Origin of the sequence: Agrobacterium vaccinii, from assembly GCF_021310995.1 — a bacterium.
GTDB classification, from domain to species: Bacteria; Pseudomonadota; Alphaproteobacteria; order Rhizobiales; family Rhizobiaceae; genus Agrobacterium; species Agrobacterium vaccinii.
In genome coordinates, this window is record NZ_CP054151.1 from 914,046 (window position 1) to 929,355 (window position 15,310).

11 protein-coding genes are annotated in these 15,310 nt (G+C 56.9%); 8 read left to right on the top strand and 3 right to left on the bottom strand.

The window, feature by feature from the left end:
* Position 1: 1 nt before the first annotated feature.
* Positions 2–1,336, bottom strand: a complete 1,335-nt coding sequence (aptA, locus tag HRR99_RS19305; RefSeq protein ID WP_233124465.1) for an omega-aminotransferase AptA — start codon at positions 1,334–1,336, stop codon at positions 2–4.
* Between the two features lie 147 nt (positions 1,337–1,483).
* Between aptA and HRR99_RS19310 the strand changes: the two genes are divergently transcribed.
* The 4 genes from HRR99_RS19310 (at position 1,484) to HRR99_RS19325 (ending at position 6,708) form a co-directional block, all read left to right on the top strand.
* A complete protein-coding gene (locus tag HRR99_RS19310; RefSeq protein WP_233124466.1) occupies positions 1,484–2,032 on the top strand; it encodes a cupin domain-containing protein in 549 nt (182 codons plus the stop codon).
* 367 nt (positions 2,033–2,399) lie between these two features.
* Positions 2,400–4,460, top strand: coding sequence for a GumC family protein (locus tag HRR99_RS19315; protein WP_233124467.1), 2,061 nt, complete (start codon positions 2,400–2,402; stop codon positions 4,458–4,460).
* Positions 4,461–4,496: 36 nt separating this feature from the next.
* Entirely contained in the window at positions 4,497–5,762 is a 1,266-nt protein-coding gene (locus tag HRR99_RS19320) for a lipopolysaccharide biosynthesis protein (RefSeq protein ID WP_233124468.1), read from the top strand.
* Between the two features lie 49 nt (positions 5,763–5,811).
* Positions 5,812–6,708, top strand: coding sequence for an ATP-grasp fold amidoligase family protein (locus HRR99_RS19325; protein ID WP_233124469.1), 897 nt, complete (start codon positions 5,812–5,814; stop codon positions 6,706–6,708).
* Between the two features lie 2 nt (positions 6,709–6,710).
* On the opposite strand, the gene HRR99_RS19330 is transcribed toward HRR99_RS19325, so the two are convergent.
* Together HRR99_RS19330 and HRR99_RS19335 are read right to left on the bottom strand one after the other, a co-directional pair.
* The gene (locus HRR99_RS19330) at positions 6,711–8,015 is read right to left on the bottom strand and encodes an O-antigen polymerase (protein WP_233124470.1); all 1,305 of its coding nucleotides are present in this window, start codon (positions 8,013–8,015) and stop codon (positions 6,711–6,713) included.
* A 105-nt stretch (positions 8,016–8,120) separates the two neighbouring features.
* Positions 8,121–9,356: a glycosyltransferase gene (locus tag HRR99_RS19335; RefSeq protein WP_233124471.1), complete on the bottom strand. Its 1,236-nt coding sequence runs from the start codon at positions 9,354–9,356 to the stop codon at positions 8,121–8,123.
* Between the two features lie 312 nt (positions 9,357–9,668).
* Between HRR99_RS19335 and HRR99_RS19340 the strand changes: the two genes are divergently transcribed.
* The 4 genes from HRR99_RS19340 to HRR99_RS19355 all read left to right on the top strand — a co-directional run bounded on the left by HRR99_RS19340 (position 9,669) and on the right by HRR99_RS19355 (position 15,155).
* Positions 9,669–10,775, top strand: coding sequence for a glycosyltransferase family 4 protein (locus HRR99_RS19340; protein WP_233124472.1), 1,107 nt, complete (start codon positions 9,669–9,671; stop codon positions 10,773–10,775).
* A complete protein-coding gene (locus HRR99_RS19345) occupies positions 10,772–11,845 on the top strand; it encodes a glycosyltransferase family 4 protein (protein WP_233124473.1) in 1,074 nt (357 codons plus the stop codon). Before HRR99_RS19340 ends, HRR99_RS19345 begins: the two co-directional genes overlap by 4 nt.
* A gap of 84 nt (positions 11,846–11,929) precedes the next feature.
* On the top strand, positions 11,930–13,183 hold the full coding sequence (locus HRR99_RS19350; protein ID WP_233124474.1) for a glycosyltransferase: 1,254 nt from the start codon (positions 11,930–11,932) through the stop codon (positions 13,181–13,183).
* Between the two features lie 118 nt (positions 13,184–13,301).
* Complete coding sequence (locus HRR99_RS19355) at positions 13,302–15,155, top strand: alpha/beta fold hydrolase (protein WP_233124475.1); 1,854 nt, start codon at positions 13,302–13,304, stop codon at positions 15,153–15,155.
* The last annotated feature ends 155 nt before the right edge of the window (positions 15,156–15,310 follow it).

Sequence of the window (15,310 nt, forward strand, 5' to 3'; positions counted from 1 at the left end):
CTCAGGCCGTGTGGGACAGTGCATCACTAATAATCGAGATGATGTCGCCAATCTGGCTTTCTTCGATGATCAGTGGTGGCGACAGCGCGATGATGTCGCCGGTCACACGGGTAAGAAGGCCCTTCTTCAGGCACTCGACGAAAACATCATAGGCGCGGGTGCCCGGAGCATCGTCGCGTGGTGCGAGTTCGATGGCGCCGACGAGCCCGAGATTGCGGACGTCGAGAACATGGGGCAAACCCTTTACCGAATGCAGAGCGTCCTGCCATGCCGTTGCCAATGTTTCGGCGCGGGTGAGCAGGCCTTCGTCCTGATAGATTTCTAGTGTCGCGATACCTGCGGCACACGCTACGGGATGGCCGGAATAGGTGTAGCCGTGGAAAAGTTCGATCTGGTTTTCAGGCCCGTGCATCAGAGCATCGTAAACCGCGCGCTTGGCAAAAACCGCGCCCATCGGAATCGCGCCGTTGGTAATGCCCTTGGCGGTCGTGACCAGATCCGGCACCACGCCGAAATAATCCGTGGCGAAGGGTTTGCCGAGGCGGCCGAAGCCGGTGATGACTTCATCGAAAATCAGGAGAATGCCGTGCTTGTCTGCAATGGCTCGCAGGCGCTGCAAATATCCCTCAGGTGGAAGGATGACGCCAGCCGAGCCGGACATGGGTTCCACGATGACCGCTGCAATGGTCTCGGCGCCGTGTAGAGCCACGAGTCGCTCAAGATCGTCCGCCAGTTCCACACCGTGGGCCGGAAGACCCTTCGAGAAGGCGTTGCGATCCAGATCCAGCGTGTGGCGCATGTGATCGGCGGGGATTTGTGGGAAGAAGCGACGGTTGTTGACGAGGCCGCCTACTGAAATGCCACCGAAGCCGACGCCGTGATACCCCTTTTCGCGCCCGATGATGCGACTACGGGTTCCCTGCCCAATTGCGCGCTGGTACGCGATTGCGATTTTAAGCGCGGTATCGACGGATTCCGAGCCTGAGCCTGTGAAGAAGACGCGGTCGAGTTCTGCATCCGGCCCGCCAGGTGCGACAGCGGCGAGTTTTTCGGCGAATTCGAAGGCGATTGGGTGCCCCATCTGGAACGTCGGGGCGAAATCGAGAGTGGACAACTGACGCTCGACGGCCTGAGTGATGCGTTTGCGCGCATGTCCGGCGTTGACGCACCACAGACCCGCGGTTCCGTCCAGAATTTTTTTGCCGTCGATATCGGTGTAATACATGCCCTCGGCGCTGGCCAGGAGGCGAGGCGCTGCCTTGAACTGCCGGTTAGCCGTGAACGGCATCCAGAAGTTTTCCAAATTCGGCATGTTGGATTTGCTGTTGTGATCCATTGGTTTCCCCATGTTGTGATGACGTACCATTCCAGATGTCATCGGTGTCGAACAGTCCTTTTCTTCTATTGGCTAATCCATTGATTTCGCTGTTTGCGTATGTGACTGTTTGTTGAATATCGAACATCTAAAAACAGGGAGACGAAGGTGGTCGTCGACATAGGCAACAGGCTGCGGCATTTGCGCTCCATTCATAAGCTATCGCAACGTGAGTTGGCCAAGCGGGCGGGGGTTACGAATTCCACGATTTCGCTAATCGAATCCAATTCCACCAATCCATCGGTGGGGGCGCTGAAGCGAATCCTCGATGGCATTCCCATTGGGCTGGCCGAGTTTTTCACGTTCGAGCCGGAAATGCCGCGCAAGGCGTTTTATGCTGCCGAGGAACTGGTTGAGATCGGCAAGGGACCAATTTCCTACCGGCAGATCGGCGACAATCTGTTTGGCAGAAGCTTGCAGATATTAAAGGAGTGCTATCAGCCGGGCGCTGGTACGGGTCGGGTTCCATTGGTGCATGAGGGAGAGGAGGGGGGCATCGTTCTGTCAGGTCGGCTGGAAGTGACCGTTGATGACGAGCGACGCATCCTGGGTCCCGGCGACGCCTATTATTTTGAAAGCAGGCGACCGCACACATTTCGCTGTGTGGGCCCGGTGCCCTGCGAGGTGATCAGTGCCTGCACGCCGCCAACTTTCTGATACTGGGCGATTGGCTCGGAAACAGCCGCATATAATAATTAGCCGACTAAGTTTATTCCTGTAGTCCTTTTCCCTCGCTTTTGAAGTTGAGAGATGCCCTATCGAAAGAAGACCTGCGATCGACGGTTTCGTCCAGCGCGATAGACTTCGAGCGTCCATGTTTTCGCAAAACGGTATATTAACTCGTTTTGTCTAGGATGTCGGATGGTCAAGTGCGGGGCGATTGTTCGGCAGATCTGTGGCTCAGCCACAATTGCGCGCAATGCGTATGATCTGGCTGGACTGCCAAAGACAAGAGCGAGCGCTCGAGAGTATGACGATGTCGAAACTTCGCAATAAGAACATGGGATCGTAAACCGAGATGGCGATGAACGAGACCACGTCTTACGAGCCGCACTACCGTGAACAGGCGAGCGGGCCCAACAATCTGCTGCGGCTGGCACTGTTGTTATGGCGCAATGCGCTTTTCATTCTTCTGATCGGTATATTGTGTGCGGCTCTGGCATTCGGTGCCTCGCTGCTGATCCCCAACTATTATGTCGCGACGTCACAAATCCTGCTGGACCCGGAGGGATCGCGGGTTCTGGAAAGTGACCTGCCGGGGCAACCCCGTGCGGTGGACTCGCATGTCCTGAACCAGCAATACATTATTACATCGGCGCAGGTTCTGTCGCGCATCGTCGAAAGTCAGAAGCTTTACGACGATCCCGATTTTGGCGCTGCCGAGCCTGTCTATCCCGACAAGGAACGACGCAGCAATCTGGCGCTGGATGCGCTGCGCAAGGTCACATCGGTGGCCGCTGTCGGCAAGAGCTTCGTCGTCAACATTTCGGTGAAGTCCGACAGCCCGCAGCGGGCCGCGGAACTCGCCAACCTGATTGCCACGACTTACGCGCAGGTGCGCATTGAAATGAACAGCGATGTCCTGCGCCGGACCGGTGGTGGGTTGGCAGCGCAGCTGGACCAGTTGCGTAAAGCAGTGGAAGATGGTGACCGCGCCGTTCAGGCCTACAGGGCCGAGCATAATCTGGCGGATATTCAGGGCCGACCGGATGTTGAACAGCGCATTGCGGACGCCAACACCGAGATTTCACGATTGCAGGCTTCCGTTGCCGAGAATGAAGCGCTGGTTTCCGAGCTCAATCGCGCCAGAAACGACCGGCAGTATTTGCGGTTCATTCCCGACACATCGCTGACGCCCGCCATTATTTCCCTGCGCGCGCGATACCAGGAAAGCCGCGAAGAGGAATCCGTTCAGGCAACGTCCCTTGGCGCACAGCACCCGTCGTTGCAGGCGGCGCGGGCACGGACCCAGTCTCTGGCTAATATTCTGGACGAGCAGCTGCGGAATTTCGCGACGGCGACATCGGGCAATCTGGCGCGGCTGAAAAATCAGCTGAAGCTTTCCACCACCAATGCCAACACGCTGAAAACCAGTCTCAACAGTGATGAACAGACCATGGTGCGGCTGCGCGAATTGCAGCGGAAGCTGGATAGTGACCGCGCGGTCTACGAAGCGTTCCTCTTGAGAACCAAGCAGCTTTCTGAGCAGCAGGGCGCGTCGAGCGAAAATCCGCAGATCATTTCCACCGCAGAGCCGCCGCTGCGCAAGGCCGGACCACCGCGTACACTGATGCTGGCCGGTGGCGGAATTTTTGGTCTTATCCTAGCGTCAGGACTGCTGATCCTGCGCGATCAGTTCCGTGGCCAGCCGAGTGATTTGCAAATGGTGCGTGCGCCTCAGACTTCGCTTCCGATAGGCCCTGCCGAAAGCCCGCCGCCCGCGGCACTTTTACCTGTTACGCGGAGTGCCGTTGCTGCGACGCCGGTTGCCACTGGCAGCGGTATCATCCGGCAGCGGGAAGTGCAGTTGCTCGCAGCCCCGGCAGACGAAGGATTCGATGGTCTGGCGCGCTTCGTGTCCTCCGCACTTCAACCTGCTGGCAATCACCGAATCCTCGTCGTCTCTACGGGCCCGAAAAATCGGGCGGCCTATAGCGCTTTCAATCTGGCGGCAGAGGTGTCGAAATTGGGACGCCGCGTTCTGCTGGTCGATTCCGCAAACCATGATCCGCTGATGACCGCCATGCTGCTACCGGAGCAGGCGGAAGAGGGTGCCACCGAACGTCGCTATCAAGTCGAGACTATTCCGCTTCTGACCTTCGCACCGGTAAACATCCGTAGCGGCGAAAACCTCGCTGATCCAAGAGACGACAAAGGCGAGGCCTTCGATCTCGTCGTCGTCGACGGCGGCGTGGCGGCGAAATCGAGGCTGAATGCAGATGCGCGCCATGGTCTGGACGAGGTTTTCCTGATGCAGCATGAGGAAGACACCGGCAGTGTCGTGATCGCGCTCGTATCGTTGGAAGAGAGCGGCCTGGAAAATATCAAAGTGCTGCGCATGACGCGGTCCGGCTTGCAATTTTGAGGACCGACCTTGGCTGAAAACAACAATAGGACAGCCATGCGTATTCCTTTCCTGAAAGGTCGATCCGTCACCGGTCTCAACGTCATCTTCAACATGGGGCTTCGCGGCTCTACGTTGGTGCTGCGGTTTGCGCTGTCGTTTTACATCGTCAAGTTCATGGGTCTTGAGGCTGCGGGCGTTTACGGACTGGCGCTGGGTGTGGTCAATGCCGCCCCTGCGGCTCTGGGCTGGGGCCTGAATTATTTCATCGCGCGTGACGTCAGCGGCAAGACCTCGGGTATTGCTGGGGTCTACATGAAAACACGACTGATGGTGACAGTGTCATCGCTGGCTGCGATGACGGCGATTGCCTTGATCGTCGCCTATTTCATGGGCCATGCGGTCATCCCACTTTATTTTCTCGTTCTTCTCGTCGTCTGGCTGGAGACGATCTCCTGCGACATCCACGTCCCGCTCATTGCGCAGGAAATGTCCAGTCAGGCCAATGTGCTGTTTTTCCTGAGAACATCGTCGTGGATATTACCCGTCGTGGGTCTTGGGCTTGCCTTCGAGAGCTTCCGTAATATCGAAACGATCATGGTCGCCTGGAGCCTTGGCTATATCGTCATGTTTTTCGGGCTCGCCTGCTTTTTGCGACAATGGCCGTTTCGGCGGATTTTTCAGGCACCGATGCGCACACGTTGGGTCAAGAAGCGAATGCGCAAGGCGTGGTTGATCTATATCAGCGATATGAGCAATGTCGGGCTGGTCTATGCGGATCGCTACATCGTTTCCATTCTGCTCACTCTGTCGCTGACGGGCGTCTATACGTTCTACTGGTCGCTGGCCAATGCGTTGCAAACGCTGATTTCAACGGCGGTCCTTCAGGTTGCCATTCCCGCGCTATTCAAGGCTTATAATACCGGCTCCATGAAAGAGTGGCGCAAGGTCATGATCTGGCAGTTCACCAAGACAGCGGCGGTGGCCTTCGGCCTGGGGGTCGCCATTTTCGTCAGCGGCAATATTCTCGTGCATTTCATGAATATGCCGGAGCTTGGCCAGCATCAGGGTATCTTTGCCCTCCTGCTTTTGACCGCCGTCGTCCGCTCCTGCACGGACCTGATGGGGCTTGGGCTCAACAGCCTGCGAAAAGACGGCCATTACGCATTCGTCAATCTGTCCAGCGTGCTGCTGTCGATTGGCATGAGTTTTCTCTTGATCAGCGCTTTCGGCTTTATCGGCGCTGGCCTCTCCGCCTTCTTCACGGCAATTGTGACGGCAACGATTTCCAGCACGTTGCTGTGGCGGGCATCGCGATCATAGATTTGAAAATTTAACTGAGCGGGTTCATTTAAAGAAGGCGGTTGAAGACATGGGATTGGACCAAAAGCAGCATTCACCCGGACGTCGTTTCCTTAAAAAACTGTATCATGCCGCCATTCAAAGCCTGCCGATCAAGCAGGCGACGCAACTGCAATATTATCGCTATCACAAACTCTGGGCCGATCTCGACCACCCCAAAACGCTGAACGAGCATCTGTGCGCGCGCAAGACTGCCTGGACGGGGCCGCAGTCGGACCCGCGCCTCATCACGCTCAGCGACAAGATTGCCGTCAAAGCCTATGTCGCAGAGGCCTTGGGTCCGCAGTGGGTCACGCCGATCCTGTGGCGCGGCAAAAATCTCGATGATTGTCCGCCGCTGCCGTTTCCCTATGTCATCAAGGTCAACCACGGGTCGGACCGGAATATTTTCGTTTATGGCCCTGCCGATCTGGTCGGTGCCAAGGAAAAATGCGACCTTTGGCTGGCTGGTCGCACGGCATGGCGGCTTGCGGAAGAGTGGTACAATCATATCGAGCCGGAAATATTCATTGAGCCGTTCATTGGCGAGAATGGCGAGGCACCTGTCGATTACAAACTCTTCTGCTTTGAAGATGACATTCCTTGCATCCAGATCGATACGGCGCGTTTCAGCGATCACCGCCGCTGCTTTTATGACGAGCATTGGACCAAGCTCGATTTCGGACATTATTATCCGCTGGAAACAGGCGAACTCCCGCGTCCACCGCATCTGGATGCCATTCTCTCGGCGGCGCGGACACTGGCAAAAGGGTTCGAGTTCGTCCGCATCGATTTCTACGACAAGCCATCAGGCCCTGTGTTCGGCGAGATGACCTTCAGCCCAACCTCCGGCTTTGGCGCCTTCCGGCCGCCCTCGACCGATGTTTGGTTGGGGACGTTCTGGAAAGACAGGCCAACCGGCAAATAGCGTTATGCTTTGCGGGCGGGCGGGGTCGTCTTGCCATCAGATGTGGGCTTGTCCAGCAGATAGGACAGAATAATGCCGCCCGTAAGCCACGCGACGACGACGTAAACGTAATAAAACCCTGGCGTGAAGACTGCGTTGAACAGAAACAGGAAGGCGATATAGCCGCATGCGACTCTGCGTAGGCCGAAGCGGTTGGGTTGCAGGTTGTCGTGCACCCACATTTGCAGCTTTCCGAAGTAAAAGCCGAAAAGCGTTGCGATGACCATGACGCCGGGAACGCCGAAGTTCAGGTAGGCTTCGCCGAACAGGGTGGGGCGCAGACCGGCGTGGAACTGTGGATCGAGACCCGCAAGCGTGCTGGTGATGATGCCCATGCGAAAGTCGTTTCGAAACTCGCTGATGAATGAGGGCACAAGCGCCATGTAGCCCGCGAGATACGTCATGCCGCGATAGAAATGGCCATCGAAGCCACTCAAAATCCAGGCGTAGTCGCGGAAATCGGAGAAATTGTTGCCGTAGAGTATCTGGTAGGACACGACCTGCAGGATATCGACGCTGTCATTGCCATCTGCCGTGGAGCGCAAGATACCGATGACGATGGCAACCGTCACGAAGCCGACGATGGACAAGGTGAAGGTTGCGAGGTTTTTGTAACGGTAGGCGATGATGAGGCAGACGACGAACATGAACAGCACCTCGATGCTGGCGCCGCGTGTGCCGATCATGAGGCCCAGCGCACTGCACATGAAGCCCGCGAAGACGAAAAACCGGCTATAGCCGAAACCATAGACGAGAAGGCTGAGCGTGATCGTCGGAAGGATGACCGAATAAAGATTGATGGCAGGGCGCAGCGAGGTGTTTTCAAACGAAAATTGCCTGCCTTGAAAAGGCCGGACACCCAGTGCGATGAGGCCCATGGTCGCAAAAAGAATGACGATCAGGGAAAGCCACGCACCCGGTTTCGTCTGCCAGAAGGCATATCCCTTCTCGACAAAGGTGAACATGGCACTTTTGCCGGAGCTGAATGTCGCCAGCCCCATGCCGACGAGAACGAAGACCACGCCGAGAACGGAGAGATAGAAGGCCTCGTTGATATAATCGCGGATGATGTAGATGGAATCGCCGACTGCTTCCATATTCTTGTCGGACTCCGCAAACGGCGACATCACCAGAATGGGCAGCACGTTGTACCGTATCCAGAAATAGGACGAGAAGGTCAGCACGCCCCATTTGAAGAACGAACTGACGTAATAAAAGGCAAAGACCAACCAGCCAATGATGAGGATGAGCCAAGCGAGATTGGACATGTCGAACCTTATTGCCTCGCATTGTGCAGGAAGCGGCAACGAAAACGGTTCGATGACCGTCGCAGAAATCCATTAAGAAGCTGTTAGCCATACGGGCTTGAGCGTTCAGCGAGCCGCAGCCGAGACCAGTATGGATTCGAGGCGTCCGTAATAGCCTGATAATTCTGCTGTACCCTTGAAATCCGCCAGACCAGGAAAAATCTCGTCGCGTTTTTCCCACCATTGGCTCTGGCCGATGGAGAGGGCTTTCGACATGAGTTGGGAGAGGAGATCGGGTTTGTCGGGATCGTAAGACCAGCCCGTCTGGTGTTCCCGAATCATTTCCGTTGTGCCGCCGCGCGTGGTCGCGATGACGGGAATGCCGTAGACGGGTGCCTCAACGAGAATTCGGCTTTGCGGTTCATGCCAGCGCGAAGGAACGATCATGGCATCGGCGATGCGGTAGATTTCTTCCGGCCTGACGAAGCCTTTGAATTCTATGGGCGCATCCGCAGCAAGCTTTTTGAGTCGCGCAACATCGCGTTCGTGGCCTCGCCCGGCGATGACCAGTCTGGACGTGCCGCGTTGCGGCAGGGACAAAAAGGCGCGGATGAGATCCGCCACACCTTTTTCTTCCGCCATGGCGCCAAGATAGCCGAAGGTGAATTTGGCCGCTGCTGGTGCCTGTCTGCCGATTAGCGATGTGTCGTATGTGCTTTTTGTCGCATTGGTGTTGTGCATCACGTGCCAATCGGCACTCTGCAACACGCCGTTGCTGACGAACCGGTGCCGCAAAGCGTCGCTAACTGCAATCACCGTCATGCCGTCACCCGTCATGTCCTTCATGCGCCGGGTCAAAAGCGAGCAGTCAAGGCAGGGGCGTTCGCAATTGTCGCCATTGCGGAACATGCTCGTCTTGGGACAGAGAAGTGCATAATCTCTCAGGTGCAGACAGAGCGGGATATTGGCTGTGCGCGCCGCGATGAAGAGAGCGGGCTGCATGTAAGCCGAATTCTGCGCGTAGATGAGGTCGAATTTTTCTGTCAGGAAAAACTGGGTCAGCTGCTCGGGGCAAAGCGCGCCCATGGCGGTGCGCAGATGCCAGCCTGCCCGGCGCAGAAACCCGGCAGAGGATTTGCGCGGCAGCGGCAGATAGCTGTTGTTCCACGGAAGGCGCACCACGCGGATTCCGCCCGGCAAACGCGCTTCTCCCGGAGGTGCGATAGCGTCACCTTCCTTGCCCAGGGCAAGAACGGTCACATCATGTCGCATGCCAAGCTCGATTGCGCTGAGGCGCGCGGAAATTTCCGCGCCGCCCTCCTCCTGTGGAGCAAAAGTCTGCGATACGATGCAGATTTTCAAATCCGCTTACCTCAATCCGCGATGTTCGCCATGCTTGCTGGCCGTTGCTACTTTATGACGCTACAACCATTTAAATATATTGAACGCTACCGTGCAAAAATCCGTAGTCTTTGCCGCAGATGATCAACATAAAATGATGGCTGGAGCTGCCAAAACGCCCTTTTCACTTTGCATTGCGCGCAATATGAAACGGCGAAAGCAGGCATTTGCTATTTCTCCTTCAATATTCTGTCTTGATTAAGGAATTTAAGATTTAAGTCTTGTCTGTAAGGGCAGGTCGTCTTCGAACCAATGCCGTGGCTAAGGTGGATCATGAAGATTCTGCACGTTTTCGAGACGATACCCGGTGGGCCTGCGACCTATTTCAACGAAATAGTGCCGAGCCAGATCAGGGCGCTGGGTGAGGAAAACGTCCGGGTCATCGTGCCGCAATCCCATGTCAGCTTTCTCAAGAACACGCCCGTTTCCTGCATTTCCACCTTCGTCAGGCGCAAACGCTCGACAGCGCTTCCGGCGCTTTCGCGGGCCGTCATACGGGAGGTGAAAACCTTCCGACCGGATATCGTTCACGCGCATTCCACTTTGGCAGGTGGCGTGTGCCGGTTGATCAGCCTGCTACCAGGACGGTTTCCGCCTGTCGTCTATTGCCCGCATGGTTGGGTCTTCGACATGGAGACACTCGGAGTGTTGCGCCACCCGGCGCGTTGGGTAGAGCGCCTTTTGTCGCCCTTGGCACGCAGCATCGTTGCTATCTCAGGTTATGAGTACGATCAGGGTCTGAAGGCGGGCATTTCTGCGCGGCGGATGGTGGTCATCGAAAACGGCATATCATCGCAAATGCCCGTGGCAACGCCAGCGCAATGGACCGATACGCGTACCAAAGTCCTGTTCGTTGGACGTCTGGACCGGCAGAAGGGTGTCGATATTCTGTTTCGCGCAGCAGATAGATTGCGCGACGTGGCCACATTCCGGGTTATCGGTGCGCATGTCACGACACGGAACGAGCGGACGGAGACGATACCCGACAATGTTAAACTGCTGGGTTGGAAATCACCGGAAGATATCGCCGGGCATCTGGCCGTCTGCGATGTCGTCGCCATGCCTTCGCGCTGGGAAGGTTTCGGGCTGGTAGCACTGGAAGCCATGCGCGCACGAAAACCGGTCATCGCATCGGCAGTCGGCGGGCTGCAATCGGTCGTCGCCGATGGCGTAACCGGCGTTCTCTTCCCCGCAGGCGATGACCGCGCCCTTGCCGCAGCTATTGCTTCACGCGATGGCGAAGCGTGGGCGCAGATGGGGGCGGCAGGCTATGAGCGCTTCATGGATCGCTACAGAAGCGAGCGGACCAATGAGGAGCTCATGCAGCTTTACCGCACCATATTGAATGAAATGCCTGCGGAGAGACGCAAGATCGCATGACGAATTTCATCAACGGGCGGTTCCTGACCCAAAAAACCAGTGGCGTGCAGCGATTTGCAAGGGAGATCGTCAAGGCGCTGGACCGGCATCTGGCATCGACTGGTAGCGACGATGAGTGGGTGCTGCTTGCGCCCGAAAGCGCGTCGCTGGATATGCCGCTTTCCGCGATCGCACAGCGCCACACGGGAAGCCTTTCCGGCCATCTGTGGGAGCAGACACAGCTTTTTGCGGCTGCGCGAGGCGGCAAGCTGATCAATCTGTGCAATAGCGGCCCGGTTTTGCATGGCAAAAGTCTCACCGTCATTCACGACGCAATGATTTTTCGCACGCCCGAGAACTTCTCGCGCTCCTATCGCGCCGTGCACGGAACGCTGGGACACCTTCTCTCCCGCCGTGGGCGCATCGCTACCGTTTCGGAGTTTTCCAAGCGCGAGTTGACGCAGATGATCGGCGCAAAAAACGTCTCCGTCATTCCCAATAGCTGCGAGCATCTGGCATCCATCGTGACGGATGAAACGGTGCTCCAGCGGTTGGCGTTGATACCGGGTCGTTATCTGCTTTTCGTCGGATCGCCGACACCCAACAAGAACATTCAGCGTGCCATCGAAGCCATCGGAATCATGGGCGATACCGCCCCTGACTTTGCCGTGGTCGGTGCCGCTGCATCCAGTGTCTTCAAGGCAAATGTGCCTGATAGCAAAAATACCCAGCGGGACCATGTGAAATTCACGGGTCGCCTGTCCGACGAAGAAATCGCGGCACTTTACAGCCATGCCGCAGCGCTGTTGTTTCCAAGCCTTTATGAAGGTTTCGGCATTCCGCCGCTGGAGGCCATGCTGCTGGGTTGCCCGGTTCTGTCATCGAACATCGAGCCTGCGCTGGAGGTTTGCGGCGATGCGGCGCTTTATTTCGATCCGAATGATGCCCATGACATTGTGCGATCGATCACTCATTTGACCGGGAACCCGGACCTGCGAGCCGAGATGATTGCGCGCGGCCATGCACGCGCGGCGGCGTTTTCCTGGGACCGGAGTGCGCTTGCTCTTGTCGATGCCGCAGCAGGTCTTTGATGCTATCTTTACTCCTGCTGAAATACTATGGATCGCCAGATGCTTCTCAGGGGCGGCGTGCGTAACGGAGACAATGCGAAACCGATGAAAATCTGTATCGTCGCACAGACATTCGCGCCCCAGGAGGAGGGTGGTGCAGAGATCGTCGCACGCATGTGCGCGGCTGAGCTTTCGCGTTACCATGACGTCATCATTCTCTCCCTCGGTCTGGAGGGTGACAGCGTTGCGCCACCCGGCGAAAGCATCAACAGCGACGGCATTCGGGTTCTGCGCGTCAACTGGCACAACAGTTATCTGCCGGGGCCGCGCAAACCAGCAGTGGGCAAGCTGACCAAACTGGCCTGGCACATTCGCAACGCGCTGGGCGCGACTTCTGCCGATGAGGTCAAGGAACTTTTGCTGCGGGAAAAGGTCGATCTCGTCTACGCCCATAATTCCGCAAAAATGCAGCCCGCCATTTTCGAAGCGACCAGTGCGCTCAACATACCGCTCTGTCTGCATTTGCATGATTATGCGCTGCTATGCCCAAAATCGAGCATGTTTCGCAGCTCCGGTAATTGTGAAAAGCCCTGCCTCGAATGCCGGGTGCTGACCGCGCGCATCAAATCCAGCAAGGGTGATGGCGTGACCGCGATTTCTGTCAGCGATGCGCTGCGCCAACGGTTCCTGCGCAACGGCGTTCTGAAGAAAGCCGACTGGCACGTTCTTTTGAACGCCAATCGCAGTGGAGCGCTGTTTCATGCGCCCCTCGTGGGTCGCAAGAGTGGTACCAGCGAAGTCTTCACCTTCGGGTATCTCGGTGCTCTTGCTGAAGAAAAAGGTGTCGAGGATTTGATTCAGGCCTTCCTCAAATTGCCGCAGACCAAGGCCGCCACGCTTCTAATCGCAGGTCGTGGCAGGGACGATTACGAGCGGCATCTGAAGGCGCTCGCTGGCGACGCCGCAATCCGCTTTCTTGGCTTCGTGCGGCCGGAAGAAGTCTATAAGGTCGCCGATGTCGTCGTCGTTCCCTCACGCTGGCATGAGCCGCAAAGCCTAATCTTGATGGAAGCCGCGACCTATGGCGTGCCCGTCATAGGAACGGAGCGGGGTGGGACACCGGAAATTCTGCGCGACCTTGGAACGGGCTGGTGTTACGATCCAGACCGGGAGACGGGCCTGCTGGAAACTCTGGAAAGGGCGCTGGCGATCGGCCATGAAAATTGGTGGCGAGAGCGGGATAGGCATTTCCCGGGTATTGAAGGTTTCAAGGGAACGTCGGAAGCATCGGGATATTATCGCAAGCTCAATGATATCCTGATGGCAGCAAAGGCTGCGGGCGAGACAACGTCTCACTGAATGTGACCTATGGAGAAGCAGCGTTAGCTTGGATTTCGAAGTACATATCAAGCATTGATTAACGTGAATACGGCATGGTGCATGACAGTTGCTTGAGACATCCATTGGAGGGTGGGACATGAATGCCGGTTTCAACCTGCCAAAAGCGAATGATAAAAGCGCGCAGATCGCCGCCGACTATCCGGTCGTTTTTGCAGATACGATCGGTCTTTTCCGGCCTGCCGATGCATTGACGCTTCCTGATCTTTCCCGGAATGAAGGCACGGCGTGGGCTGCAGATACGGCTGTTCTGTTCGTGGGCTCCTGGGGGTTCGAGGAACTTTGCGCCCGAAAATTCTGGCAGCAGCTGGCTGTCGAACTCTCCAAGCGCGGCATGGCCAGCTTGCGTTTCGACTATCCCGGTACTGGCGATGCGCTCGACCATCCCGATTATGCTGATGGTTTGGAAGTCTGGCTTGATACTGTCAGGGCCGCGGCGCGGACACTGCGAGAACTGGCTGGTGTCAAGAGATTGCTGTTGATTGGCCACGGGATCGGTGGTGCGATGGCGTGGCGCGTGGCGGAAACCATGGAAGATGTCGCGGGTGTGGCGCTTGCGGCACCGGCTCTTTCCGGGCGTCACTGGCTGCGAGAATTCGTGGCGTTGAGCCGCATTGCCAATCAGGGCGCCATACTGACGGGAAATTCGGCCTCCGGGCCAACCATGGGCGAGCAGGTCATACCAAAGGCGGTGACGTCAGGGCTAAAACTGCTGAAGATCACCGATGCGCAGAAGGCGCCCGCCGCCAACATTCTGATGCTGCAGCAGGAGAACCGCCCGGCGGATGCGACGTTTGCCGAGCATTTGCACACACTTGGCGTCAATGTTCAGGCCCAGACCTTTGAGGGCTACGAACGGTTCATCCGGGATGTTCTCTTTTCCGTACCGCCGACGGCCTCTATCGATGTCATCGCAAAGTGGGCTGCCGGTCTGACGCAGCGCATTCCGGCCGCCGTTCCTACCCATTTACAAGAGCATGGCTCCACAGCCCTCGAAGCCGAGTGTTTTACGGAAACCCCTGTTCGGTTTGGTGAGGGCAACCGTCTCTACGGTGTGTTGTGCGAGCCGCGTGGACCGCGCAAGGGTGCAACAGTGCTGGTTTTGCCGACCGGTTATGAGCGTGCGTCCGGCTGGGGGCGCATATCCGTTCGCTTGTGCCGGGATCTGGCGCGCACGGGTGTTGCAAGCCTGCGCTTCGACATGGCCAATATTGCTGACAGCCCTGCCGTTCCCGGTCGCCCGGAGCAGATCATCTATGGCGACGGGCAGCTTGCGGATGTTGATGCCGCGATGGAGTTTCTGACGGAAAAGAAGCTGTTTCCCGTGGTGGTGACCGGGCGGTGCAGCGGCGGATGGGCCGCTTTTAAAAGTGGCGTGCGGGACATGCGCTTCAGCGGTGTCGTCCCGGTCAATGTTTTCGACTTTTACATTCCACCTGATGCAGATGTGGAAGCGCTGCTGATCTCATCGCGCCAGCCCTTGGCAAGCTACGGTGCCAAATTGTTGCGCGGCAGCTTCTGGCGCAAGGTGCTGCGCGGCGAAGTCAGGGTCAGGAACGGTATCGTCAATCTCTGGGCCATGGTGATGGGCAAGGCCATTTCCTTCACAACGCCCATTATGGTGCGTTTTCCTTTTCTGTCACCACGGTTTCATGCCCTTTCGCAGGATTTCAATGCGATAGCCGCCAATGATACGCGCATGTCCATCGTCTTTACGGAAGGCGACATTGGTGCAGCGATGCTCGAAACCAATTTCGGACCGCGCGGTCGCCTGTTGACGTGCCGATATGGCAATCCGCGTATCGCCTTCATCGAAAACGCCGATCACAATCTGACCACAGCGGAAGCCCGCCATGCTTGGGCCGATGAAGTCAGAGCTATCGCAATGCAATTTCCACCTACGCATCAGGACGCGTCTGTCACCTCTGCCTGAAGATACCGGCAGTGCTCTATGTGACATCTGGCAAAACATGAAGTAGTCTGGTCTGCGTCGCAGTCCAGACTCGACACTCTGCCTCAAAATTAACATCGACCACGACCACCTGCTAAGAAAACAGGCAAAAGATTTATCATCCGATAAAAAATTTA